The sequence below is a fragment of the Williamsia sp. z34 genome (assembly GCF_059553395.1).
Genome location: NZ_JCANWW010000012.1, coordinates 83,910 through 107,041, shown reverse-complemented (window position 1 = coordinate 107,041; position 23,132 = coordinate 83,910). Strand labels below are relative to the sequence as shown.

The 23,132-nt window shown below is 64.1% G+C and carries 24 protein-coding genes; 11 read left to right on the top strand and 13 right to left on the bottom strand.

Features of this window, described 5'->3' with window-relative positions:
- Nucleotides 1-2 precede the first annotated feature (2 nt).
- The 4 genes from AC51GT_RS23450 to bfr form a co-directional block, all read right to left on the bottom strand.
- Nucleotides 3-875: a hypothetical protein gene (locus tag AC51GT_RS23450; protein WP_496330332.1), complete on the bottom strand. Its 873-nt coding sequence runs from the start codon at nt 873-875 to the stop codon at nt 3-5.
- 55 nt (nt 876-930) lie between these two features.
- Complete coding sequence (locus tag AC51GT_RS23445; protein ID WP_496326421.1) at nt 931-1,884, bottom strand: GlxA family transcriptional regulator; 954 nt, start codon at nt 1,882-1,884, stop codon at nt 931-933.
- Between the two features lie 111 nt (nt 1,885-1,995).
- Nucleotides 1,996-2,661, bottom strand: coding sequence for a chymotrypsin family serine protease (locus tag AC51GT_RS23440; protein WP_496326422.1), 666 nt, complete (start codon nt 2,659-2,661; stop codon nt 1,996-1,998).
- A gap of 138 nt (nt 2,662-2,799) precedes the next feature.
- Nucleotides 2,800-3,279 (bottom strand): bacterioferritin, encoded by a 480-nt coding sequence (gene bfr, locus AC51GT_RS23435; RefSeq protein WP_496326423.1) that lies wholly within the window; start codon nt 3,277-3,279, stop codon nt 2,800-2,802.
- A gap of 153 nt (nt 3,280-3,432) precedes the next feature.
- Here bfr and AC51GT_RS23430 point away from each other — a divergent pair, with 153 nt between their 5' ends.
- Complete coding sequence (locus AC51GT_RS23430; protein ID WP_496326424.1) at nt 3,433-4,050, top strand: fatty-acid--CoA ligase; 618 nt, start codon at nt 3,433-3,435, stop codon at nt 4,048-4,050.
- 14 nt (nt 4,051-4,064) lie between these two features.
- On the top strand, nt 4,065-4,250 hold the full coding sequence (locus AC51GT_RS23425; protein ID WP_496326425.1) for a (2Fe-2S)-binding protein: 186 nt from the start codon (nt 4,065-4,067) through the stop codon (nt 4,248-4,250).
- Nucleotides 4,251-4,301: 51 nt separating this feature from the next.
- On the opposite strand, the gene AC51GT_RS23420 is transcribed toward AC51GT_RS23425, so the two are convergent.
- Complete coding sequence (locus AC51GT_RS23420) at nt 4,302-5,186, bottom strand: NAD(P)-dependent oxidoreductase (protein ID WP_496330331.1); 885 nt, start codon at nt 5,184-5,186, stop codon at nt 4,302-4,304.
- Nucleotides 5,183-5,575, bottom strand: coding sequence for a 4-carboxymuconolactone decarboxylase (pcaC, locus tag AC51GT_RS23415; protein ID WP_496326427.1), 393 nt, complete (start codon nt 5,573-5,575; stop codon nt 5,183-5,185). The genes AC51GT_RS23420 and pcaC overlap by 4 nt, the downstream gene beginning before the upstream one ends.
- A 114-nt stretch (nt 5,576-5,689) precedes the next feature.
- On the opposite strand from pcaC, the gene AC51GT_RS23410 reads away from it, so the two are divergent.
- From AC51GT_RS23410 to AC51GT_RS23395, 4 genes are all read left to right on the top strand, one after another.
- Nucleotides 5,690-7,267: a methylmalonyl-CoA mutase family protein gene (locus tag AC51GT_RS23410; RefSeq protein ID WP_496326428.1), complete on the top strand. Its 1,578-nt coding sequence runs from the start codon at nt 5,690-5,692 to the stop codon at nt 7,265-7,267.
- Nucleotides 7,267-7,668: a cobalamin B12-binding domain-containing protein gene (locus tag AC51GT_RS23405; RefSeq protein WP_496326429.1), complete on the top strand. Its 402-nt coding sequence runs from the start codon at nt 7,267-7,269 to the stop codon at nt 7,666-7,668. Before AC51GT_RS23410 ends, AC51GT_RS23405 begins: the two co-directional genes overlap by 1 nt.
- An 86-nt stretch (nt 7,669-7,754) precedes the next feature.
- Nucleotides 7,755-8,711: a TIGR03564 family F420-dependent LLM class oxidoreductase gene (locus AC51GT_RS23400; protein WP_496330330.1), complete on the top strand. Its 957-nt coding sequence runs from the start codon at nt 7,755-7,757 to the stop codon at nt 8,709-8,711.
- Nucleotides 8,708-9,754 (top strand): CaiB/BaiF CoA transferase family protein, encoded by a 1,047-nt coding sequence (locus AC51GT_RS23395; RefSeq protein ID WP_496326431.1) that lies wholly within the window; start codon nt 8,708-8,710, stop codon nt 9,752-9,754. The genes AC51GT_RS23400 and AC51GT_RS23395 overlap by 4 nt, the downstream gene beginning before the upstream one ends.
- Before the next feature lie 61 nt (nt 9,755-9,815).
- On the opposite strand, the gene AC51GT_RS23390 is transcribed toward AC51GT_RS23395, so the two are convergent.
- The 6 genes from AC51GT_RS23390 to AC51GT_RS23365 all read right to left on the bottom strand — a co-directional run bounded on the left by AC51GT_RS23390 (nt 9,816) and on the right by AC51GT_RS23365 (nt 16,882).
- Nucleotides 9,816-10,847, bottom strand: coding sequence for an ABC transporter ATP-binding protein (locus tag AC51GT_RS23390; protein ID WP_496330329.1), 1,032 nt, complete (start codon nt 10,845-10,847; stop codon nt 9,816-9,818).
- 5 nt (nt 10,848-10,852) lie between these two features.
- Nucleotides 10,853-11,902 (bottom strand): ABC transporter ATP-binding protein, encoded by a 1,050-nt coding sequence (locus AC51GT_RS23385; RefSeq protein WP_496330328.1) that lies wholly within the window; start codon nt 11,900-11,902, stop codon nt 10,853-10,855.
- Nucleotides 11,903-11,931: 29 nt separating this feature from the next.
- Nucleotides 11,932-13,515, bottom strand: coding sequence for an ABC transporter substrate-binding protein (locus AC51GT_RS23380; RefSeq protein WP_496330327.1), 1,584 nt, complete (start codon nt 13,513-13,515; stop codon nt 11,932-11,934).
- A 62-nt stretch (nt 13,516-13,577) separates the two neighbouring features.
- Nucleotides 13,578-14,480: an ABC transporter permease gene (locus AC51GT_RS23375; RefSeq protein WP_496330326.1), complete on the bottom strand. Its 903-nt coding sequence runs from the start codon at nt 14,478-14,480 to the stop codon at nt 13,578-13,580.
- A complete protein-coding gene (locus tag AC51GT_RS23370) occupies nt 14,477-15,433 on the bottom strand; it encodes an ABC transporter permease (RefSeq protein ID WP_496330325.1) in 957 nt (318 codons plus the stop codon). Before AC51GT_RS23370 ends, AC51GT_RS23375 begins: the two co-directional genes overlap by 4 nt.
- A gap of 429 nt (nt 15,434-15,862) precedes the next feature.
- Entirely contained in the window at nt 15,863-16,882 is a 1,020-nt protein-coding gene (locus AC51GT_RS23365) for a 2Fe-2S iron-sulfur cluster-binding protein (RefSeq protein ID WP_496326437.1), read from the bottom strand.
- Between the two features lie 161 nt (nt 16,883-17,043).
- Here AC51GT_RS23365 and AC51GT_RS23360 point away from each other — a divergent pair, with 161 nt between their 5' ends.
- Genes AC51GT_RS23360 through AC51GT_RS23345 form a run of 4 tightly spaced genes read left to right on the top strand, consistent with a single transcriptional unit; the run spans nt 17,044 to nt 21,211 of the window.
- A complete protein-coding gene (locus AC51GT_RS23360) occupies nt 17,044-18,483 on the top strand; it encodes a class I adenylate-forming enzyme family protein (protein WP_496330324.1) in 1,440 nt (479 codons plus the stop codon).
- On the top strand, nt 18,461-19,366 hold the full coding sequence (locus AC51GT_RS23355; RefSeq protein WP_496326439.1) for an acyl-CoA dehydrogenase family protein: 906 nt from the start codon (nt 18,461-18,463) through the stop codon (nt 19,364-19,366). The genes AC51GT_RS23360 and AC51GT_RS23355 overlap by 23 nt, the downstream gene beginning before the upstream one ends.
- Nucleotides 19,353-20,441 (top strand): acyl-CoA dehydrogenase family protein, encoded by a 1,089-nt coding sequence (locus AC51GT_RS23350; protein ID WP_496326440.1) that lies wholly within the window; start codon nt 19,353-19,355, stop codon nt 20,439-20,441. Before AC51GT_RS23355 ends, AC51GT_RS23350 begins: the two co-directional genes overlap by 14 nt.
- 2 nt (nt 20,442-20,443) lie before the next feature.
- On the top strand, nt 20,444-21,211 hold the full coding sequence (locus AC51GT_RS23345) for an enoyl-CoA hydratase/isomerase family protein (RefSeq protein ID WP_496330366.1): 768 nt from the start codon (nt 20,444-20,446) through the stop codon (nt 21,209-21,211).
- Between the two features lie 89 nt (nt 21,212-21,300).
- Here AC51GT_RS23345 and AC51GT_RS23340 read toward each other — a convergent pair whose 3' ends face one another.
- Entirely contained in the window at nt 21,301-22,194 is an 894-nt protein-coding gene (locus tag AC51GT_RS23340; RefSeq protein ID WP_496326442.1) for a TIGR03619 family F420-dependent LLM class oxidoreductase, read from the bottom strand.
- A gap of 79 nt (nt 22,195-22,273) precedes the next feature.
- On the opposite strand from AC51GT_RS23340, the gene AC51GT_RS23335 reads away from it, so the two are divergent.
- Entirely contained in the window at nt 22,274-23,053 is a 780-nt protein-coding gene (locus AC51GT_RS23335; protein ID WP_496326443.1) for an enoyl-CoA hydratase/isomerase family protein, read from the top strand.
- The last annotated feature ends 79 nt before the right edge of the window (nt 23,054-23,132 follow it).

The window sequence follows — 23,132 nt, the reverse complement described above, 5'->3', positions numbered from 1 at the left end:
GCTCAGAAGCCGAGATATCCGCCGTGGCCGGCGGGGACAACCGGCGAGGGGTTGACCTTTTTGCGACCCAGGACGACGCCCGCGATGCTCGTCCCGGTCATCACCATCAGGGTCGCGGTGGCCAGGATGGTGCCCGGTCCTGTCGAGAAGTCGTTCAGTCCTTCGAACAAGATCGAATCGTCGTCGTTGTCGAAGATGATGCACGTGCTGGGCACGGCCAGAAATGCCAGCGCCAGGAACAGGTGCAGGACGGACAGGACAAGGATCGCGATCGAGTTGCCGAAGCGGCCGATGTTGCAGATGACGAGCAGCGCCAGAATTGCCACCGGTAACACCAGGAACGGGATGAAGAATGCCGCGAAGGGCATCCCGGTGGTTCCCGGATCCATGATGAGCTGTGAACCATCCTGGAACACCTGACCCCAGCCATTGACCGAAACCTTCGCTGCATCGCTGTATTTCGGTTCGAACGAAGCCCAGGTCAACCAGCCGTACGGGATGAACAACAGTGCGCCCACCAATGCAATGGCCCCCAACGTGCGGGTGGCCGGGACCGCGGCTGGTTGAAGGCGCACCGCTGGAGGGCCACCGGCAAACCCGGACTCGGGGTACCGCGGTGCCGGGTATTGCGGTCCCGAGGGATGAGTCGGGTATTGGGGCGTTGGATATTGCTGCGATGGGTATTGGCTGTGCCACGGCTCCCCGTACTGCGGCGGGGTATACGGCGCGAACTGATCGGGTGACGAGGTCGGGTAGGGCGGCTCCGTCGGGTAGGGGTTGACCGGAGGAGTGAAAAACTGCGTCGCTTCGGTGTTGTCCGGATGCTTGTTCAGATCCGGCCGCTGGTCCTCTGGATCGTCTGAGTTGCTGGTCATCGTCTCCGCTACTTCCCGTCGGGGGATCGGAACCCATCGTAGAGGGGTACCGGCGTCAGCCGACGCAGCCGAAGCGGGACCGAAATGCGGTCGGTGTGATGCCCACAGCGGTCGAGAAGTGATGACGCAGCAGCGTTGCCGAACCGAAGCCGACCTGTCTCGCGATTTCCTCGATGCCGTGATCGCTCGATTCCAGTAATCCCTGGGCGGCCAGTACCCGTTGCTCCGTGAGCCACCGAAGCGGGCTGGTTCCCACCTCGTCGCGGAATCTGCGCGCGAACGTGCGCGGGGACATGTGTGCTTTCGCAGCCATGTCGGAGATGGCTATGTCGGAGTCGAGGTTGCTCAACATCCAGCCGAGGACCTGCCCGAATCCGTCGCTGTCACATTCGGGCACAGGCTCTTTCACGAATTGTCGTTGCCCGCCGTCGCGGTGGGGTGGGACCACCATCCGGCGGGCGATCTTGTTGGCTGCGACCGGTCCGTGTTCGGTCCGGATCAGGTGCAGACTGGCATCGATACCGGCAGCCGTGCCCGCACTGGTGATGATGTTGCCCTCTTGGACGTAGAGGACGTCGGTGTTGACGCGGACCTCGGGGAAAAGTTCGGCCATCTGGGCGCCGTACTTCCAGTGGGTGGTGGCGGACTTCCCGTCGAGAAGGCCGGCGGCGGCGAGCACAAACGCCCCGGTGCAGACCGAAAGGATGTAGGCGCCACGCCTGTGGGCTGCGCGGAGTACCTCGAGTACCTCGACGGGGTAGTCCGCGGTGAGCCGACCGGCCGGGATCGCCACCAGGTCGGCGTCCGCGCAGGCGTCGAGTCCATAGGTCGGGACGATCTGCGCTCCGGTGGTGAAGTTCAGCGGTGTGCCCGGCTCGATCCCGCACACCCGTAGATCCATGGGAGGTACGCCCTCGTCGGTGCGATCGACGCCGAAGACCTCGCACACGACGCCATACTCGAATGCCGCCACCGGTTCCTGCAGGATGATCGCGACTGATTTCAACACTTGACCAGTATGGCGGAAAATTTTCGATGACCGTCAAATTGGCCAATGTTGGTCGCAGCCTTCATCGCGATCTACCGCAATGCGAAATCCGGACGGCCTGAACGGCGAGGGTTAGATGACCCGGAAGTCCGTGATGCCCCGACGGCTCATGTCGTCGAGGATCGGCTTGATGTTCGTGCCGGTCTCGGGACCCACGCACCCGAAGAAGTAGTAGGCGTTCACCATGCCGACGAGGCGGTCACCGACAACCACGGGGCTTCCGCTGTCACCCTCGACGACGCAGATCTGACTGAAATGCGCAAAACCGTCGGAGAACCAGGTGACCCCGCAGGTATTGCCGGTGGTGCGGCCTTCCTTGCACATGAGTTCGAGGAACTGCGGCGCCTGTGTGCGGAGTCCGCGGATGGTCACGCCGCCGACCCGCTGGACCGGATTGACCTTGCCGGCGTCGAACCGGATGATCGCGTAGTCGAGGACTTCGTCGCTGTAGGTGATCTGGCCGAGGGCGCCTGCTGATCTGGCCGATTCCGCCAGGACCGGTGTGCCGGCATCTCCGCAATGCCCGGCGGTCAAGCCGACCAGGGCATTGTTCTGATCGTGTCCGATGGCTGTGAGCGTGCAGGCGCTGAATCCGCCCCGGCCCTCGGGGAACAGGAGGCCGGATCCGCCACCGAGGTTGGTCTTCGGTGGCGCGGCGGCGGCGGTCGACACCCCCAGGCTGGTGAGTGCTAGCAGTGCGCACAGGGCTGCGATGACCGTGCCGACCTTCTTGAACATCAATTCCTCACGTGAACCATGCAAAGACACGAGGGCCTGGTTGTCAGGCCCTCGTGTCATCGCCTTTGGAGCCGAGGGTAGCCGCAGAACGCAGGCACGTCGATGTCGCCTCGTCGAGCTATGTACGGCCGATCCGGATCACTTCGGAGGGCGCGCCACGCACTGTGCGAGGTAGAGTGCCTCGCCGAGTGTGTCCATCAGCTCGAGCTGGGTGTCGAGGTAGTCCAAATGTACTTCCTCGTCGGCCAATATCCCTTCCAGCAGAATCGCACTCGTGGTGTCGTGCTTCTCCCGGCACATCGCGATTCCCGGCTTCAGTCGGTTGATGACGTCGACCTCGATGGCCCGGTCGCTGACGAATTGCTCGCGCAGTGTCTGTCCGACTTTCAGCGAGAACAGCCGCTGGTAGTTGGGTAGTCCGTCGAGCAGCAGGATCCGGTTGGTGAGTGCTTCGGCATGATTCATCTCGTCGAAGGACTCGGCGCGGGTGGTGGCGGCTATCTCGGTGAATCCCCAGTGTTCCTGCATTTTCGAATGCAGAAAATACTGGTTGATTGCCGTCAGTTCACTGGTCAACTGCTCATTGAGCAGTTTGAGAACTTCGGGATCTCCTTGCATGGTTTCTCCTCACGTCAAAAGAAGCGCGTGATTTCAGCACCGGGAGGGCTGGTCCAGGTGGGGCTGTATGAAGCCACGCGCTCAGATCAATTTACCCGGTAGCATGGCGTTTTGACCGACAATGCCAGACCTTTGACACCAGGAACGGATCAGATGACCCAGCATTCGCGAATCCTGGCCGCGGACTTTTCCGTGGCCGATGAAGCCGGAATCATGGATCGCCTTGCGGTGAACAATGATTCGTTGGCCCGCCTGGGCGCCCATCACCTCGTCGTCTACCGGGCACTACATGAACCCAAACGGGTTTTCGCCACGCTGGGGCTGCATGATCGGGGATCCATCGACAAACTCTTGCGTAGCCCCGCGGTGATGGAGTGGTACGACGCGGCCGGTGTGGAAGAAATTCCACCGATGTTCGCCGGGGATGTCGTCGAGAAAATCGAACTCGAATCGCCGGTTTCGGAGGAATCCGGGGTCATCGTGGCCGCCATTGCGCCGGTGGAGGACGTGACGGCATTGCTCGAAAAGGTAAGGGTCAGTTTACGTCGGTTCATCGCCGCCGGCGTGCGTAGGGTCTGGATCTATCAGGCTTTCGATGATGGTCAGGAAGTCATGATCCTGGTGGAACTCGACACCGAAGAAAATGCCATCGCCTGGGTGGAGCGGCCGGACGCCGCCGCCGAATGGATGCAAGGTGCCGGAGTCGGCGTGTATCCGCCGCTGTTCGTCGGAAGGCTGGAGCGTGTCATGGAACTCCAGACGATCAGTTAGCCGCAGGTATTCGCATGTATGTCTGTTTGTGCCAAGGGGTCACGAGCCACGTCGTCGAGCAGGCCGTCGTCGACGGGGCCCGCACGTCGAAAGAGGTCGCGAACGCCTGTGGTGCCGGCCGCGACTGTGGTCGCTGCCGGCACACCGTCCGGGCCATCATCGAGGCGCATTACGCCCAGGCGCCCACCGCCCCCCGATAGTGTGGGGTTTTGGCGGCGCTCACCTGGGAAAACGTTCGCCAAAAGGGCACATTATCGGGTTTGGGACGCCGTCCATTTGGCGATCTCGGTCTGATCGGCGCCGGGGCCGAGGTCTTTGTCGGCGGTGGCCCAGACCTCGACGGCTCGTTCACCGAGCGGGGTGGGGACACCGATCGCGGATGCGAGGCCGGTGGCGATCCGCATGTCTTTGAGCATCAGTTCCATCCGGAACCCGGAGTTGTAGGTCTCCGGGATGACAAACCGGGGGAACTTCACATCGGTGGCCGCGTTCTGACCGCTCGACGCGTTCAGCATCGACACCATCAGCTCCTGGTCGAGACCGAAACGCCGGCCGATGGCCACGCCTTCGGAGGTGACGAGGAGTCCGACCGCTGCCATCAGGTTGTTGATCGACTTGAGGGCGTGACCTGCGCCGGTGTCGCCGACGCGCGTCATCGTTCCCATCGGGGCCATCACCTCGGCGATCGCGGTGACGACTTCTTCGGTGCCCCCGGCCATGATGGTCAGCTTGCCGCCCTGCGCACCGGCAACCCCGCCGGAGACGGGCGCGTCGACCAGGACCGCTCCGGTCTTCTCCACGGCCTTGGCGAGTTCAACCGTCGACAACGGTTCCGATGAGCTCATGTCGACGACGGTGGTCCCCTGACCCAGTGCATTGAGCACGGCCTCGTCGCCGAGGACCGCCTCGACGACCCGCGAACTCGGCAGCATCAGGATGACGAACTCGGCACCGGCGATGGCCTCGGCGGCGCCGGCGGCGGACTTGCCACCTGCGGCGACGAGGGCGTCGCGCGCGGCGGGGGCCGGGTCGAACCCGACGACGTCGTAACCGGCGTCGAGGAGACGGATCGACATCTGGGCACCCATGTTGCCCAGTCCGACAAAAGCGACCTGATTTTTCTGTGGCGCGCTCATGCGATGTGCTCCGCAACGATTTCGTTTGCCACCCGGAAGGATTCGAGCGCGGCGGGGACGCCGACATAGATCGCGGTCTGCAACAGGACCTCCTGGATTTCTTCCGGGGTCACTCCATTGGTCAGTGCGCCGCGGACGTGGGCGGCGAGTTCGGTGGGCTTGCCGAGCGCGGTGAGCATCGCCAGATTGATCATCGAGCGCTCGCGGCGGCCGAGTCCGGGGCGGGTCCACACCGCTCCCCAGCAGTACTCGGTCACCAGCTCCTGCATGGGGCGGGTGAAGTCGGTGGTGGCGGAGACCGCTCGGGCGACGTACTCGGCCCCGACCACCTCCTCGCGAACCTTCATACCTGCGTCGTAGGTCTCGCGGCGGGTGGCGTCGGTACTCATCTGGTGTGCGGTCCTCTCTCCGATTGGCCCTGCCGCTGCGTTGAGCAACAGCTCAAGGACCATTCCCATAAATGGTATTGGCATTCTCATTTTTTGCAAGTACGGTATTCAACAATGAACGAGAACGTGGAAACCTCCTCTGGCATCCCTCTTGAGTCGGTGTATGGACCGAATCCCGAGGGGTCGACCCCGCCCGCCCCAGGCGAGTTCCCTTTCACCCGCGGCAACTTCCCGTCGGGCTATCGGGGACGACTCTGGACCTTCCGGCAGTACTCCGGATTCGGCACCGCCGAAGAGTCCAATGAGCGGTACAAGTACCTGCTCGGACAGGGTGGCACCGGACTCTCGGTGGCACTCGATCTTCCGACCCAGTGCGGTTACGACTCCGACGACCCCGAGTTCACCGACGAGGTCGGTCGGGTCGGCTGTGCCGTCGACACCCTCGCCGATGCGGAGATCTTGTTCGCCGACATCCCGTTGGACAAGATCAGCACCAGCTTCACCATCAACGGCACCGCCGCCATTCTGTTGGCGCTCTATGTCGCTGCCGCGGAGAAGAAGGGTGTGCCCCGCGAAAAGCTCACCGGCACAATCCAGAACGATGTGCTCAAGGAATACGCCTCGCGTGGCACCTGGATCTGGCCGCCGGAGCCGTCGCTGCGACTGATCGCCGACACCATCGAGTTCTGTGCCGCCGAGGTCCCGCGTTTCAACGCGATCTCGGTTGCCGGTGCACACTTCCGTGACGCGGGCGCAAATGCCGTGCAGGAGATGGCCTTCACGCTCGCCGACGGTGTCACCTATTGCGACACGGTGGTCGAGCGCGGTCGGATGACCATCGATCAGTTCGCTCCGCAGATCTCCTTCTTCTTCTACACCCATGGCGACTTCTTCGAGGAGATCGCCAAGTACCGGGCCGGCCGTCGCCGTTGGGCGACGATCGTGCGCGAACGGTACGGCGCCAAGACGGAGAAGGCGGCGATGTTCCGTTTCGGCTGTGTGGCAGGCGGCGCCTCGCTGTACGCCCCGCAGGCCCAGAACAACCTGGTACGAGTCGCTTACGAGGCCATGGCCTCGGTCCTCGGTGGTGTGCAGTCGATGTTCACCGCCGCCTGGGACGAGCCCTTCGCACTTCCCAGTGAGGAATCGGCCACGATGGCGCTGCGTACCCAGCAGATCCTGGCCCTCGAGACCGGTGTCACCCGGGTTGCCGATCCGCTCGGCGGCTCGTACTTCGTGGAGGCCCTCACCGACGCCACCGAGAAGAAGATCATCGAGATCATGAGTGACCTCGAGAACCACGGTGGCATGGTCGCTGCGATCGAAGACGGCTACCTGCAGGGTCTCATCGCCGATGAGGCGTACAAGATCCATCAGGACATCGAGCAGGGGGTGCGCCCGGTCGTGGGTGTCAACCGCTTTGCATCCGAAGAGGCCGCCCCGGACATCGCGACCTACGAACTCGACGCCGAAGGGCGTGAGCTGCAGCTCAAGCGCCTGGCGAAGGTCAAGGCCGAGCGTGATGACGAGGCCGTGAAGAACACGCTGGCGAAGCTGTCGCGAGCCGCGGAAGGAACGGAGAATCTCATGCAACCCTTGATCGATTGTGCCAATGCCTACTGCACCGTCGGAGAGATGACCACCGCACTCAAAGACGTGTGGGGCGAGTTCTCGCAGCCGGTGGTGTTCTGATGACCGCCCGTATTCTCGTCGCGAAGCCCGGCCTCGACGGCCACGACAAAGGCGCCAAGATCGTTGCCCGCACCCTGCGTGATGCGGGATTCGAGGTGATCTACACCGGTATCCGGCAGCGGATCGAAGACATCGTGTCGATCGCGCTGCAGGAAGACTGCACCGTTGTCGGTCTGAGTATTCTCTCGGGCGCCCACATCGGACTGACCAAGCGTGTGGTCGACGCACTGCGTGAGGCCGGCGCCGGAGACATCAAAGTCATTGTCGGCGGGACCATCCCGCAGTCCGATGTGCAGAAACTCCTGGACATCGGCGCGGCGGCGGTGTTCCCCACTGCGACCCCGCTCGACAAGCTCGTGAGCGGGATGCGGGAACTGACGGGTACCACCGCGCCGGCTTAGGCCGACCGGGGAAGCACCAGGACCAACCTGCCACATGATTCTACAAACCATGTGGGAGAACTGATTTCGTAAACTTTGGAGGTATCGTGCGCGTTGGGGTGATGATCGGTCCGGAGCGGGGTGACGCGACCAAGAAGGTCGACCGGATGATGGCCGACATCGTCTGGGCCGAAGAGGCCGGGATGGACACGGCCTGGGTGCCGCAGATCCCCACCGACTTCGACGCCCTGATCACCGTGGCGTTGATGGGTACCAAGACCTCTCGCATCGAGATCGGTACGGCCGTGGTGCCGCTGCAGGCACAGCATCCCATCGCTCTTGCCCGCCAGGCACTGTCGGCGCATGCGGCGACCGGGGGCCGGTTGGCGCTGGGTGTCGGGCCGTCGCACCACTGGATCATCGAGGACATGCTCGGTCTGCCGTACGACAAGCCGGCCAAGCTCACCCGCGACTATCTCGAGGTGCTCAACGCCGCGCAAAAGGCGCCCGGTGAGGTGAATGTCGTGAACTCGACGTACAACGTGCACAACCCGCTCGACCTCGGACCGGTGGCGCCGTTGCCTATCCTGATCGCCGCTCTCGGGCCGGTCATGCTCGACATCGCCGGCCAACACGCCGACGGCACCATCCTGTGGATGGCCGACGAGCGCGCCGTGGCCGATCACGTGGTTCCGAAGATCACCGCTGCCGCCGAGAAGGCCGGACGCGGTGCCCCGCGCATCGTGGCCGGCATCCCGGTCTGCCTGTGTGCACCGTCGCAGGTCGACGTGGCCAAGGAACGGGCCAACCGCATCCTGGCCGAGGCCGAGGTCTCCCCGAACTATCAGCGACTGCTCGATCAGGGCAATGCGAAAGACGTCGGCGACCTGTGTGCGGTCGGCGACGAAGAGGCGATCATGAAGCGCTTCAAGCAGTTCGAGGACGCCGGCGTGACCGACCTGTCCATGCGCCTACTCCCCATCGGTGACACCCGGGACGAGTTGATTGCTTCCAAGTACCGCACCCGGGACGTGATCGCCGGGCTCGTTGCGGATCTGCGATGAGTTCTGGACCCCTGGCGGGGATCCGCATCCTCGAGGTCGGGCACATCCTGGCCGGCCCCTACGCGACCATGATGCTCGCCGATCTCGGCGCCGAGGTCACCAAGATCGAACCGGCGACCGGAGACCTGTCCCGTCAGGTCAGCGACGCCTATTTCGCGAGCCTGAACCGCGGAAAGCGCAGCATCTGCCTCGATCTCACCACCGAGGCCGGTCAGGCCCGGCTCGGTGAACTCGCCGGTCGATCCCATGCGCTCATCGTCAACCTGAAACCGTCGGCGATCAGGAAGTTCGGATTGACCTATGAGGCGCTGCAGAAGTGGAATGACAAGATCGTCTGCGTCGCACTCACCGGATACGGCCTCGATCAGGGTGATGACCCGGCGTTCGACTACGTCATCCAGGCGGTCACCGGTGTCGCTTCACTGACCGGTGACCCCGACGGACCGCCGACCCTGCCGGGCTATTCTGCCGCCGACAATTCGACGGGACTGACCGCCGCTCTCGGTCTGCTGGCGCAGATCATCTCCGGCCGGGGCGGACAGGTGGACGTGTCGCTGCGCGACGTGATGCTCTCGCAGCTCAACTACCGGGCATCGGCGTACCTGAACGAGGGCACCGAGCCGCGCCGGATGCCCAATGGTGCGCATTCGTACTATGTTCCGGCGCAGCTGTTTCCGACTGCCGACGGCTACCTGGCGCTGTTCATCACCCACGACGGATTCTGGCGGACGTTCTCCGCGGAAGCCGGTATCGAGGGGTTCGCCACAATGGCTGAGCGGGCCGCGAACCGCGACGAGGTCCTTGCGGTCGTGTCCGCGGTGCTGGCCACCGACACCGCGCAGTCCTGGGAGGCGCGGTTGCGTCCGTTGCAGGTCCCGGCCGCTGCCATCCGCACCCTGCCCGAGGCACTGGCGGAAAATCCCGGCATGGTGGTCAAGGCGGGCCAATTCAGCTTGGTCGGTTGCCCGATTCGTATCGACGGTTTTGTGCCCGAGTACGGTGCGCCCCCAGCCCTGGGTGAGCACGGTGCTGCGGCCGGTTAGCGACTTTCAGATAAGAAAAGGCCCCGCTTTCGCGGGGCCTTTTCTTATTCGTGCACCCGACTCATGCCGGCGTCTTCGTCGTATCCACGGCGGGAGGCCCGCTGTTTTCCAACACTGTCAGCGGAAAGTGGCAGGCGGCATACTGGCCGGGACGCGTCTGCCGGATCTCGGGTTCTTCTGTGACGCAACGGTCTTGCACGCCGGGGCAGCGGGTGCGGAACCGGCAACCGGTCGGCGGATCGAGTGGCGAGGGGACGTCGCCTTGGAGGGCCGGCCCGGCAAAGGCCTTGTCGGGGTCGGTCAACGGCACCGAGTCGAGCAGGGCTCTGGTGTACGGATGGGTGGGGTTGTCGTATACCGCCGCCGAATCCCCGAACTCACAGACCTTGCCGAGATACATCACCATGACGTTGTCGCTGACCGTGCGCACGACACCGAGGTCGTGGGCGATGAAGACGACGGTGAGATCGAACTCGGCCTTGAGTTCTTCGATGAGATTGAGGATCTGGGCCTGGACCGACACATCGAGTGCGGAGACGGGTTCGTCGCAGATCAGCAGTCGGGGGTTCAGCGCCAGCGCGCGGGCGATGGCCACGCGCTGGGCCTGACCGCCGGAGAGGGCGCGGGGCAAGACGTCCGAGTATCGCTCGGGTGGCAGTCCGACCGACTCGAGGACGGTGGCCGAGGTGGTGGCGCGCTCGGCCTTCGAGGCGCCGGCCACGGTCATCCCCTCGACGACGATGTCTTTCACCGGCCGGCGGGGATTGAGCGAACTGATCGGATCCTGAAAGATCATCTGCATGTCGCGGCGCAATTCCCGCATCTGCTTTTCGGGCGCCTTCTCGATCCAGTCGGTGCCGAATCTGATCCGCCCTGCGGTGACCCGGTCCAGGCGCAGAACCGCACGTCCGGTGGTGGACTTGCCACACCCGGATTCGCCGACTATGCCGAGGGTTTCGCCGGGGAGCACATCGAAGCTGATCTTCGACACCGCCTGGACAGTTCCCGATTTGGTGGGGTATTCGACCACGAGGTCCTGCACGCTGAGCAGAGCGTCGTCGCCGCGTAAGTGTGCGTTTCCGCTGCCGGCCATGGGTTTTACCTTCCGGATGCCGTAAGAGTCTTCACGGGTTGGGGTGTGACCGGGTGCAGACAGGCGACGTGATGGTCGGTGCCGACCGATGCCAGATCAGGGCCCGGCGTCACACAGTCGTCCTGAGCATGGGTGCATCGCGGTGCGAACCGGCAGCCGTCAGGGGGCGATGTCGGGTCGGGCAGCGACCCGGAGATCACGTTCAGTGGGGCGTGCCGAGCATGATCGATGGTTGGTGTCGCCCCGAGGAGGGCGTGGGTGTAGCGGTGCCGTGGTGCATCGAATACTTCACGGGTGGAACCGACTTCGGCAAGGCGGCCGGCATACATCACCGATACGCGGTCGGTCCGCCCGGCCACGACGGCGAGATCGTGACTGATGAGCATCATCGCCATGTCGCGTTCCCGCTGCACACCGCGCAGCAGGTCGAGGATCTGACGCTGGATGGTCACATCGAGCGCGGTGGTGGGTTCGTCGGCGATGAGCAGGTCGGGTTCGCATGACAGGGCGATCGCGATCATGACCCGCTGGCGCATCCCGCCGGACATCTCGTGTGGATAGTTGCTCAGCCGACGTTCCGGGTCGGGGACACCGACCTCCTGTAGGAGCTTCAGTGCGCGGTCATGGGCCTCGGATCGGCCGATACCCAGGTGTCGCCGCATACCCTCGGTCAATTGACGCTCCACGCGGACAACGGGATTGAGCGATCGGCCCGGATCCTGGAAGACCATGGCGATCTGTTTGCCCCAGGTCTCGAGCGTCTCTTTTTTGCTCAGGGACAACAGATCCCGTCCCTGGAAGTACACCTCGCCGGAGCGGGCGGACCGCGCGGGCATCAAACCCATGATGGCGCGGGCCATCACGGATTTGCCCGAGCCGGACTCACCGACGATCCCCAGGGCCTGACCGGTGTCGAGGGTCAGCGAGACGTCGTCGACCGCCCGGACCGTGCCCCGGGTGGTTCCGATGTAGGCCCGCAGGTTGTTGACCTCGAGCAGTGGCCCCTTCTTCGGCAACACTGCCGTGGTGCCCTGGGGATCGCGGTGAGTTGGCATACCGGTTGTGCCCTTTCGCTGCGGGTGGCTCAGTTCATCCAGATGTTCTCGGGCAGAACCGAACCGAGAGTGAAGAGTTCAACACCGTTGACGTTCTTTCCATACATGACCGAGGGCACGGCCTTGGTGTACCAGATGCCCGGGACAATCGCCGCCAGACGTTCCTGCACGGTCTTGTAGGCGACTTTACGATCGGCCTCGTCGGTGGCGAGCCGGCCGGCGTCGAGGGCCGCGTCGAGCTCGGGATCATTCGTGCCCACGAACCCGCCCGGAGACTTCGAATGGAAAGCCGTCCACAGAGGGTAGTCGGGATCCTGGATGACGGCCGACGAGATGATCATGTCGAAGTCGCGTTGACCGGCCCGGGCGGTGAGTGCGCCGAAATCGAGGACCTCGACTTTCATGTCGACGTTGTCGAAGCCGCTGAGCTGGGTCTGCAGGCCCTCGGCCACCATCTTGCTCTCCGTGGTGGGGTACGACAGGAACGTGAACGAGACCGGCTTGCCTTCGGCTGCGAGCTCGTCGAAGAGCTTCTGGGCTTCTTGCTTGTTGTTCGTCTCCTGCAGCTTGACGTTCTCGAAGAACGGGGACCCCTCGGGGAACAGGGTTTCCGGGATCTCGTTCTCGCCGTTGTAGACCACCGTGTTCAACGCATCGACGTCTGTTGCCAGCGCCACCGCACGGCGTGCCCGGATGTCGTTGAAGGGTGCGCGACGTTCGTTCATGCCCATGTACTGCCCGCCACCGGTCGGTACGGTTTCACTCCGGAAGCCGGCCTGATCCGCCTTGTTGAGGGTGGACAGGTTGTTCTCTGACGAAAGGTTGGCGGCGTTCGTCGTGATGGCGTTGAGGCGCTGGTTGGAGTCACTCACCGTCCGGATCGTCAGCTTGTCAAGGTAAGGCTTCGGGGCGTCGTAGTAGTCGGGGTTCTTGACGAGTTCGACCGAGTCCTGTCGGGTCCAGTTGACGACGGTGAACGGGCCGGCCCCCACCGGTGCCGCGTCGAATGACTGCGATCCCTTGGCGATAGCGGTCGGCGAGGCGATCCAGTTCAACGCACCGGAGAGGACGGACTGGGCAAAGTGCGGATTCGGGGCGGCGAGAGTGACCTTGAGCGTTGTCGGGTCCACGACCTCGGTACCGGCGATCTGCATCGCCTGGCGGATGGTCGTCGAGGCCAGGGCCGGATCCTTCAGCCGATCCCAGTTGAACTTGACCGCCTCGGCATCCAGCGGGGTTCCGTCGGTGAACGACAGGCCCGGTCGCAGGATCAGGTTGAAGGTGGTGCCGCCGTCTGTGGTCGAGAAGTCGGTTGCCATCTTGTACTCGGGCGCATAGGTGTCGACGTTGTTGGTCATCAACGTCCCGTAGATGGCGTTGCCCAGGGCGGGCTGATGCGAGTAGGTGTTCGACAGTGCGGCCGGATCAAGTGATCGCGGTTCGCCCGCCTGCAGGATGACGGCAGTGCCACCGGCCACCGGATCGCCCTCGTCCTGCGAAGCGCCACCGGTACCTCCGGTGGTGCTTCCGCCACCGCAGGCGGCGACGAAGGCGAAGACGAACACGGACAGCAGGGCGGCCAGGAGCCTGGGTAAACGTCTGCTCGGGGACATGTGTGACCTCTCGTGATGATGCATTGGCAGTGAAGGTGAGGCTGTGGACGGGTGCCGAGTGATCAGTGCTGAAGCGTCTTGTCGAACCTCTGGCGTAGGTGATCACCGAGTTGATTGAGTGCGAAGACGGTGAAGAAGATCGCCAGCGACGGTACGAAGACCAGATGCGGTGAGGTGGACAATGCGTCCTTGCCCTCACTGATCATGCCGCCCCAACTGGGCGTGGGTGGCGGGATGCCGAGACCGAGAAAGCTCAGAGAGCCCTCGGCGACGATGAGCGCTGCCATCACGATCGGGAGGTAGGAGGCCAACGGCGCGATGACGTTGGGCAGGATCTCCTTGAACAGGATCTGGGAATGGCCGGCCCCCATATTGCGTGCGGCACGGACGAACTCGCGTGACGACCAGGCCATCGTGTTGGCCCGGGACAACCGGATGAAGGCCGGGATCACCACCAGTGACAGGCCCAGGAGCAATGTTTGGGTACTCGGCTTGAAGATCGATGCGAGCGCCAGGAGCAGGATCAGCGGCGGGAACGCGAGCATTGCGTCGGTGAGCAGGGAAATGCCGTTGTCCAGGTGGCGTCCGAAATACCCGCCGATGAGTCCGGTCAGGGTGCCGATCGCGAATCCGATGATCCCGGCCACGGTGCCGACCACCAGGGAGACCCGCGCACCGTAGATGATGCGCGAGAGTTCGGATCGCCCGTAGTTGTCGGTCCCGAGGAGGAGGTCGAGCGACCCCCAAGAAGGGCCGAGTCGTGGTGCGCCCACGGGGGTCTCGTAGGAGGCGATGGGCAACAGTCCGGCGAACAGGGCGGCGAGGATGAGGGCGCAGAGCCAGAGCACCGAGAGGTACACGAGCATCGAGCGGTGTGATCGGACCACGGGGACGGCAAGGGCGATTTCCGTACCGGGAACATCGGCGGTGGGCGGAACGCTCTGTTTGGCAACGATGTTGGTCATGCTGCTACAGCAACCTTTCTGACCCGGGGATCGATCAGTCCATAGCTCAGATCGACGAGGGTGTTGACGGCGACATAGACCACGGCGATGAACACCACGATGCCCTGGACCATGATCAGATCTCGGGTGGTGATCGAGGTGGCGATGAGCTGCCCGAGTCCCGGTAGGCCGAACAGTGTTTCGACGATCACGGTCCCGCCGATGAGCCGACCGAGATTCATGCCGGCCAGGGTGATCAGGGAGAAGGACGACGGCCGGAACGCGTGGCGGAACATGACGTAGGTGCGGCTCATCCCCTTCGCTCGCGCGGCGGCGATGTAATCCTCACCGAGGGTGGAGATGAGGTCGGTGCGCAGTAGGCGGTGGAAGGAGGCGATCTCGGTCAGGGCGATTGCGATGGCCGGAAGTATTGCGCCGCGCAGGTTTTCGCCGAGACCGTCACTGATGTCGGACCATCCCAGCACGGGGAAGATCTGGAGCTGGATGGCGAAGAAGTAGATCAAGATCGGTCCGGCGATGAATGCCGGCACCGAAAGGAATACCGCGGACAGTGCGTTGATTCCACGATCGAGGGCCGAACCGGGACGGGCGGCCGACAGCACGCCCATGATGACGGCGACGAACAGTGCCAACGCCAGGCCCAGTACCGCGAGTTCGAGTGTGACCGGAAGGCGCTCGAAGATCGCCTCCGAGACGGATTGATTTGTCAGCGGCGAGGTTCCGAGGTCGCCCTGCAGCGCATTCTTGAGCCAGTCGAGGTACTGGGACCACACGGGTTGGTCGAGTCCGAGCTCCGCATCGAGCTCGGCCACGGCTTCCGGTGTCGCGTTCTCGCCGAGGATGACCTGGGATGCCGAGCCGGGCGCGAGGCTCAGCAGGCCCACGACCGCGATGGTCACCAGCAATACCACCGCGATGCTGCGTGCAAGACGCGTGGCGATCGTTTGGATCATGAGTGTCAACTTTCGTCCAGCACAGGGCGGAGGCCGAGTCGAGATGCCATGGTCGGGTTTCGCGACTGCCGCGGAACGGGCTGTGCCCGCGGCCGGCGATACGTATTCGCCGTCAGCTCGCGCTGTGAGGTGTGCCGCATCAACCAGCGACTGTGATCCAAACCCTAGTGGAAGTCGGACAGTGAGGGCAAGGTATGGCCGTACATTTGCTGTGCTGAAATGCACTTGACGATCAGTGGAGGTGGTGACGAGTCCGCCCGGGCGCCGAAGCCCGGGTCGGCCGTGTTGTCACGGAGTGGGTCGGAACGCAATGTTGCGGCGAAAACTTGCTTGTACCAACCAATTCCAGCGCGAATAGCGGCGACAACAGCAATGCCGGTAGGGCTGACGCAGATGCGTCAGCCCTACCGGCATCGGGAGTGGGAGGGCCTAGTCCTCGTACCGCACTTTGATCGTGGGGGTGTCCGGCACGGCCTGGCATGTCAGTACAAATCCGTCGGCGACCTCGTCGTCGTCGAGTGCATTGTTGGCGCGCATGGTCGCGCTGCCTTCGAGGACCTCGCCGATACAGGTGGCGCAGTTCCCGGACTCGCATGAGAACGGCGGGGAAAGGCCGGCGCGGCGGGCGCTTTCGAGGATGGTCTCGCCGGCCTTGCGGGCGATCTCGACCTTCTTGCGGCCGAGCTGGATGAACGCGGTGCCGAGCTCGACGGGGGCGGTCGCCATTTCGACTTCGGGCTCGGCTTCGGGGACGGTCTGGGCCGCCGCGCCGAATTCTTCGGCGATGATCCGGCCGGGCCCGGGCAGTGCGGATTTGACGACCGCCATGAAGGGGTCGGGGCCGCACAGGTAGCTGTCCGCGTCGGTGTCCTCGCCGACGAACTCGAGAACCTTTGCAGCGTCAAGAAATCCGTGTTCGACATCGAAACTGCGCACCACGGACAGGCGGTCGGGGTACTGGGCAACCAGTTCGTCGATGGCGGCGTGGAAGATCGCCGATTCGGGATCCCGGTCGGCGCAGAGGAGTCGAACGCGGCGGTTGGTGGTCGCCAGGGCGCTCTTGGTCAGCGACAGGATCGGCGTGATGCCGCTACCGCCGGCGAATCCGAGCAGGGGAGCGGTTGTGTCACTCAGGCAGAACAGGCCGGCGGCCCTGGTGATCTCGACCTCGTCGCCTTCGCTGATGTTGTCGTGCATCCAATTCGAGACCCTGCCACCGGGGACCCGCTTGATCGTGGTCATCAGCTCGGAATCGGTCTCGGGTGCGCTGGACATCGAATACGAACGGAACACCTCTTCACCATCGAGGTGCATCTTGAAGGTGATGAACTGACCGGCCCGGTACGTGATCGGCGCCTCGTGTGGTGCGAGTACGTATGTGCGGGCGTCAGCGGTCTCCTTGACGATCCTCGTCACGGTTGCGCGCTGGAATAACGGGGGCCTCGCCATGAGCCACCTCCTTCGTGTTGTGTCGAGCGTACCCAGATTGATACGTAGATTCTACTAGATGAGAATAGTATTCTCACCAGTGAGCTAGGATCCTCTCAAGTTGATTCGAAGAAGGTCGACCGGCGTATGCCTGCCGGTCGATCCTCGGTTAGGACGTGGACATGGACGGGGCCGTCGCCCTTGCATTCGAGGGGCGCAGCTACACGCTGCCGCAGCTCGATGCGATGACGGCTGGGCTGGCCGCCACCCTCGTCGACCGCGGTGTGGAGCGCGGACAGCGTGTTGCACTCATGTCGTCGAACCGACCCGAGTTCGTGGGCGCGGTGCGGGCGATCTGGCAGGTCGGAGCCGCTGTCGTGCTGATCAGCCCGGCCTACAAGCGTGCCGAGGTCGAGCATGCGCTGGCGATCACCGGGGCCTCGCATGCGGTCGGTGACAACCCGGTTCTGGCAGGCCTGATGTCGATGCTGGACCTCGATGAGCCGATCGAGCCCGCCGAAGCCGGTTTCGGCGAGGGCGTCCGGCCGGAGGTGGATCCCGACACCGACGCCGTGCTGGTGTTCAGTTCGGGGACCACCGGGATGCCCAAAGCCGTCCGCCACACGCACGCGTCCTTCGGCGCCGCTGTCCGGCACTGGCGGGATTCGCTGGAGCTGACCGCGACGGACCGCCTACAGATACTCACCCCGCCCTCGCACATCCTGGGCATCCTGAACGTCCTCACCGCCCTCGACACCGGCGCCTGGGTGCGCTTGCATCGCCGCTTCGACCTGGGTCTGATGCTGCGTCACATCGAGAGCGATCGGATCACCATCGAGATGGCGGTCGCGCCGATCGCCTTGGCGCTCGCCTCGAATCCGGATCTCGAGAAGTACGATCTGTCGTCGCTCCGCTACATCATGTGGGGCGCGACCCCGGTGACCCCCAGCGTCGCGCAGGAGGTCACGGACCGAACCGGTGTGCCGTGGGTCCCGGCCTACGGGGCCAGTGAACTTCCGGTCATCACCTGCAATCCGATCGACGGTGCGCGCCTGGACAGCGTCGGCCGGGCGCCGGCCGGTGTCACGCTCCGGGTGATGTCGATCGAGACGGGAAAGATCCTCGGTCCCGGTGAGGTCGGGGAGATCCAGGCTCGATCCGAATCGGTGATGGCCGGATATCTTCCGGACGATGCCAACGCCGAGGCGTTCTGCGACGGCTGGTATCGAACCGGCGACATCGGCACCATCGACGCCGACGGCTGGACGCGGTTGACCGATCGATCGAGAGAAATGATCAAGGTCAAGGGTTTCCAGGTGGCTCCCGCCGAGGTCGAGGCGGTGCTGCACGGTCATCCGGCGGTCGCGGATTGTGCCGTTTTCGGAGTCCCCGATGCGGTCACCGGCGAGGCGATCGTCGCGGCGGTGGCCGTCAATGAATCCGTCGGCACCGATGAACTCTCCGAGTTGGCCGGCGAACTCATCGATCTGATCGGTCAGCGGCTGGCGACCTACAAGCGACCCCGCGAGGTCGTATCCGTATCTGATATCCCGCGCCTGCCATCCGGCAAGGTGCTGCGCAGAGTGCTGAAGGAGCGCTATGGACGTTCGTCTGACGAGTGAGCAGCGGCAATTGCGCGATGCCGCTTCGAAATTGGCCGATGATCTGGGACCGTCCGCGGTCTCCGATCTCGATGACGCGAGCCGCATCGCGCGGCTGGAGAAAGTGGTCGACAGTACCGGGTGGCGTGATCTGCGCTCCGACGGCGCCTCGGCGGTAGAGGTTGCAATCGTCGCCGAGGAGTTCGGTCGCGGTCTGGTCGACGTCCCGTTCCTGGGTCCCGTCCTCGCCGACGACGTGCTGCGTCACCTGGTGGAGGGACCTCATCGGTTCACCGCTGTTGTCGGTGATGAGGCGATCGATGCACGTGGCTTCGACCGCGGGACGGTCCTGCGCGGGAACCAGGTCAGCACAATCGATCTGGGACCGTCGCATGAGGCAGTGGACCTGACCAGGCTCCGCGCTGACGTCGCAGGTGAACCGGCTGCGGTCGGCGACCTGACATCGGAGCAGGCCGAGCGCAACCTGGCGCTGGCCCTGGTCGCCACGACCGCGGACCTGGTCGGTACGGCACGTGGAGCACACGCCACCGCTGTCGACTACGCCAAACTGCGCGAGCAGTATGGCGCGACAATCGGTTCGTACCAGGCGGTTGCGCACCTGCTGGCCGAAGGTCTGGCATTGATCGAGGGCTCGATCAGTGTGCTGCGGCATGCGGCCTGGGCCGTCGATGAACTGCCGACCGACGAAGCGCTGCAGGCTGCGCGCATCGCGAAGCTCTACTGTGCGCGCACGGCGCGGACGGTCTGTGAGACCTCGATACAGGTACATGGTGGCATCGGCAATACCTGGGAGTGCGTGGTGCACCTCTATCTGCGCCGGGCCCTGACATCCACCGAATTGTTCCCAGTGAGCCTGGAGGAGATCCAAATTGGACTTTCGTGACACCACAGAAGAAGCCGCGTTCCGGCAGCGGCTGCGGGCCTGGCTGGAGGAGCGCAAGGGTACGTTCGCGACCTCCGGTGACGAGTACTTCTCGCGCATGGGCGAATGGCACCGGGCTCTGTACGAGGCCGGGTTCTTCGGGCTGAGCTGGCCGGAAGAGTATGGCGGACAGGGGTTGCCCGCTGTCTACGACGTCATCCTCGACGAAGAACTGGCGCGCGCCGCGTTCCCCGCCCGGCCGAGCCTGGGCTACCTGGTCTTCGGCCTGGGCCACCACGGCAGCGAAGAGATCCGAAAGCGCTTTGTACCCGGCATGATCAACGGCACGCAGCGCTGGTGCCAGGGCTTCTCGGAGCCCGGTGCCGGATCGGACCTCGCGTCGCTCACCACCACGGCCACCCTCGACGGCGACGAGTACGTCATCCACGGTCACAAGATCTGGACCAGCTACTCCGACAACGCTGACTGGTGCCTGCTCCTGGCCCGGACCGACAAGAATGTGCCACGGCACAAGGGCATCTCGGGTTTCATCGTGCCGATGAACCAGCCGGGCATCGAACAGCGACCGCTGAAGATGATCAGCGGTGTCACCACCGAATTCGGGCAGGTCCTCTTCGACGGTGCCCGCGTTCCGGCGGAGAACATGGTCGGCGCACCCGGAGACGGCTGGAAGCTGGCGATGACCGTGGTCGGGCACGAGCGGGAGCCGTCGACGCTGGGCTTCGCCGCCCGATACAGCAAGACGGTCAACCAGATCGCGAAGAAGTCCGAAGGCAAGCCGTCGGCCGACCTCGTCTGGGCGGCAATCGAAACTGAGATGCTTCGCCTACACGTGCGGCGCCGGCTCTCGGAACAGCTCGACGGCGTCCAGCACAGCTCTGAAGGCTCGCTCGACAAGTTGCTGATGACGTGGGTCGAACAGGCCGTGGGCCACGCCGCCCTCGACGTGGTCGGGACCTCGGACCCGGAACTGCTCGGTGCCTACCTCTACAGCCGGGCGCAGAGCGTCATGGGTGGAACGTCACAGATTCAGAAGAACATCATCGCATCGCGAATCCTAGGATTGGGAGTTTGACCATGTATGACATGCCCGACGAGATCGACGTCCAGGCCGACGGGTCCCTGCGCATCATCACGCTGAACCGGCCGGACGCGCTCAATGCCGTGAATCATGATCTGCACGTGGGCCTTGCGCGGTTGTGGCCGCAGCTGAGCGCCGACCGCGGAGCCCGCGCCGCGGTCCTGACCGGAGCCGGCAAGGCTTTCTCCGCCGGCGGCGATTTCGCATATCTCGCCGAGCTGGCCAAGGACGACGAACTGCGTGCACAGACCATCGCCGACGGACGGGAGATCGTGCTCGGCATGGCTCGCTGCCGGGTGCCGGTGGTCTCGGCGGTCAACGGTCCCGCGGTCGGACTGGGCTGTAGCCTCGTCTCGCTCAGCGACATGGTCTACATCGGCGAGAACGCATACCTGGCGGACCCGCACGTGCAGGTCGGGCTGGTTGCCGCCGACGGTGGACCGGTCACCTGGCCGCTCCACACCAGTCTTCTGCTGGCCAAGGAATACGCGATCACCGGTGCCCGCATCACCGCGGAACGGGCCCGTGAGATGGGATTGGCGAATCATGTTGTCGCCGACCCGCTCACCGAGGCCCTGGCCTGCGCGAAGCGGATCTCCGAGCAACCGCAGCAGGCCGTGGAAGCCACCAAGCGGCTACTCAACCTGCACCTCGAGCGGGCAGTGCTGGCGACCCTCGACTTCGCGATGAGCGCCGAGCATCAGTCGTTCACCACCGACGATTTCCAGGCGAACATCGCCCGACTGACCGCCAAGAAGAGCTAGCCCCAACCCCAAACGAGCCGGAAATACGAAGACGAGCCACAAATTTGTGGCTCGTCTTCGTATAGGTGGCTCGTTTGGGGACGGCGTTATCAGGCGAGTTTGGAGACGTACTTCTCGGCGAACGCTTCCAACGGGGCGCGGTACTGCTCGGCAGGTGCGCGCAGATCGTCGTGGTCACCGGAATGCGTACGCTCCCAATTGGCCCAGGGGTTCACCATGATTGCGCCGATCCCCAGATCTTCGGCCTGTTTGTAGATGTCGAGTGATGGCTCCTCGCGCAACCCGATGATGATCTCGAAGGGTTCGTTCTCGCGACCGTACTCACGACGCAAACCGTTGATGCGTTCGATCCACGGCTTGGCGTCCTCGAGTGTGTACGCGGTGCCCACCCACCCGTCACAGTGCCGCGCGGCGCGACGCAGGGCCGGGCCGGACTCACCACCGCACAGGATGGGGACGGGCTCCGGGGGATGGGGCTCGATCATCATCTCCGGGATGTCGTAGTACTCACCTTTCCAGGAGACCCAACCGCCCTTCCACAGCACGCGCAATGCTTCGATCATCTCGTTCAGGCGCGGCCCGCGATTGTCGAAATCCTGTCCGAGGAGCTCGAACTCCTCACGATTCCAGCCGGCGGAAAGACCGATCGAGACGCGTCCGCCGGCGATCGCGGCAGCGGTCCCGACAACTTTGGCCACATCGATGATGGGACGCGCGGGTGCGATGTAGACGTTGTTGCCGAAGTGGAGATTGGTGGTCACCGCAGCCATCGCGCCGGTGAGGACCCAGGGGTCGGGCCATTCTGTTTCCGGGTGCCAGAACGGTTTGCCGTCCGGCGTGGCCGGATATGGGGTCTTGGGATTCCGTGGATAGACCAGATGGTCGGAGACGAGCATGCCGTGATATCCGGCCTCGTCCATCATCTTTGCCACCGACGGCATTTCGATTGTGTTCATGAATGCAGTGCCGCACCAGAATTTCATGCTGACAGGCTATGCGAGGATGATTCCCAATGTCGCACAATCGAATTCTCAATTGTGTTAAATCGGATAGTCTGCACCCATGACTGATGATCTGGGAGCCGGTGGCCTGAAATTCAAACGCGAGGGACCGATCGGGTGGTGCACGATCGACCGTCCGGCGGCGCGCAACGCATTCACCCCTGCGATGTACTACGGATTGAAACGAGCTGTACGTCTGGTCAATTCGGATCCCGACCTGGCTGCACTCATCATCACCGGTACCGGTGATGTGTTCGCGCCCGGTGGTGATCTCGGCGGCCGGGCCGAACCGGGCGACAACCTTCCCGACGGCATCGGCCATGATGTGCTGCCGTTCTTGACGATTCGGGACAGCCGCGCGCCGGTCATCTCCGCGGTCAACGGCATCTGCCAGGCCGGCGGACTGCTGGTGGCCATGATGTCCGACATCGCCGTGGCCAGCGAGCGGGCGACGTTCCGGGTGCCCGAGCTGTTGCGCGGCATCCCCGATGCCACTTACGCCGCAGCACTTCCCGCGCATGTGGGCCTGGCGGCAGCGCGCGATCTCATCCTCTCCGCCCGCAAGTTCGACGCGGCGGAAGCCCTGCGCCTCGGCGTGATCTCGCGGGTCGTGCCACACGAAGACCTCCGGGCGGCGGCGTTGACCGCGGCGCGGGAGATCCTGCAGACCGCTCCCGAGGCGCGGGCTCAGGTCAAGCGCATGCTCAACGAGCGTTACGGCCTCATCGACTACCAGACGATGTTCGGGGCGCTGGAAACGTCACCGGAACCCCGAGAAGGTATGCGCGCCTTCATGGAGAAGCGCGCCCCGAGCTGGATCCCGTCCGACATCCCCGAGTAGCAAGCAAAATTCGCGCCACTTACCGCTATTCGCGCCCGTTGCAACAGGCGCGAATCGCGGCAAGTGGCGCGAATTTCTG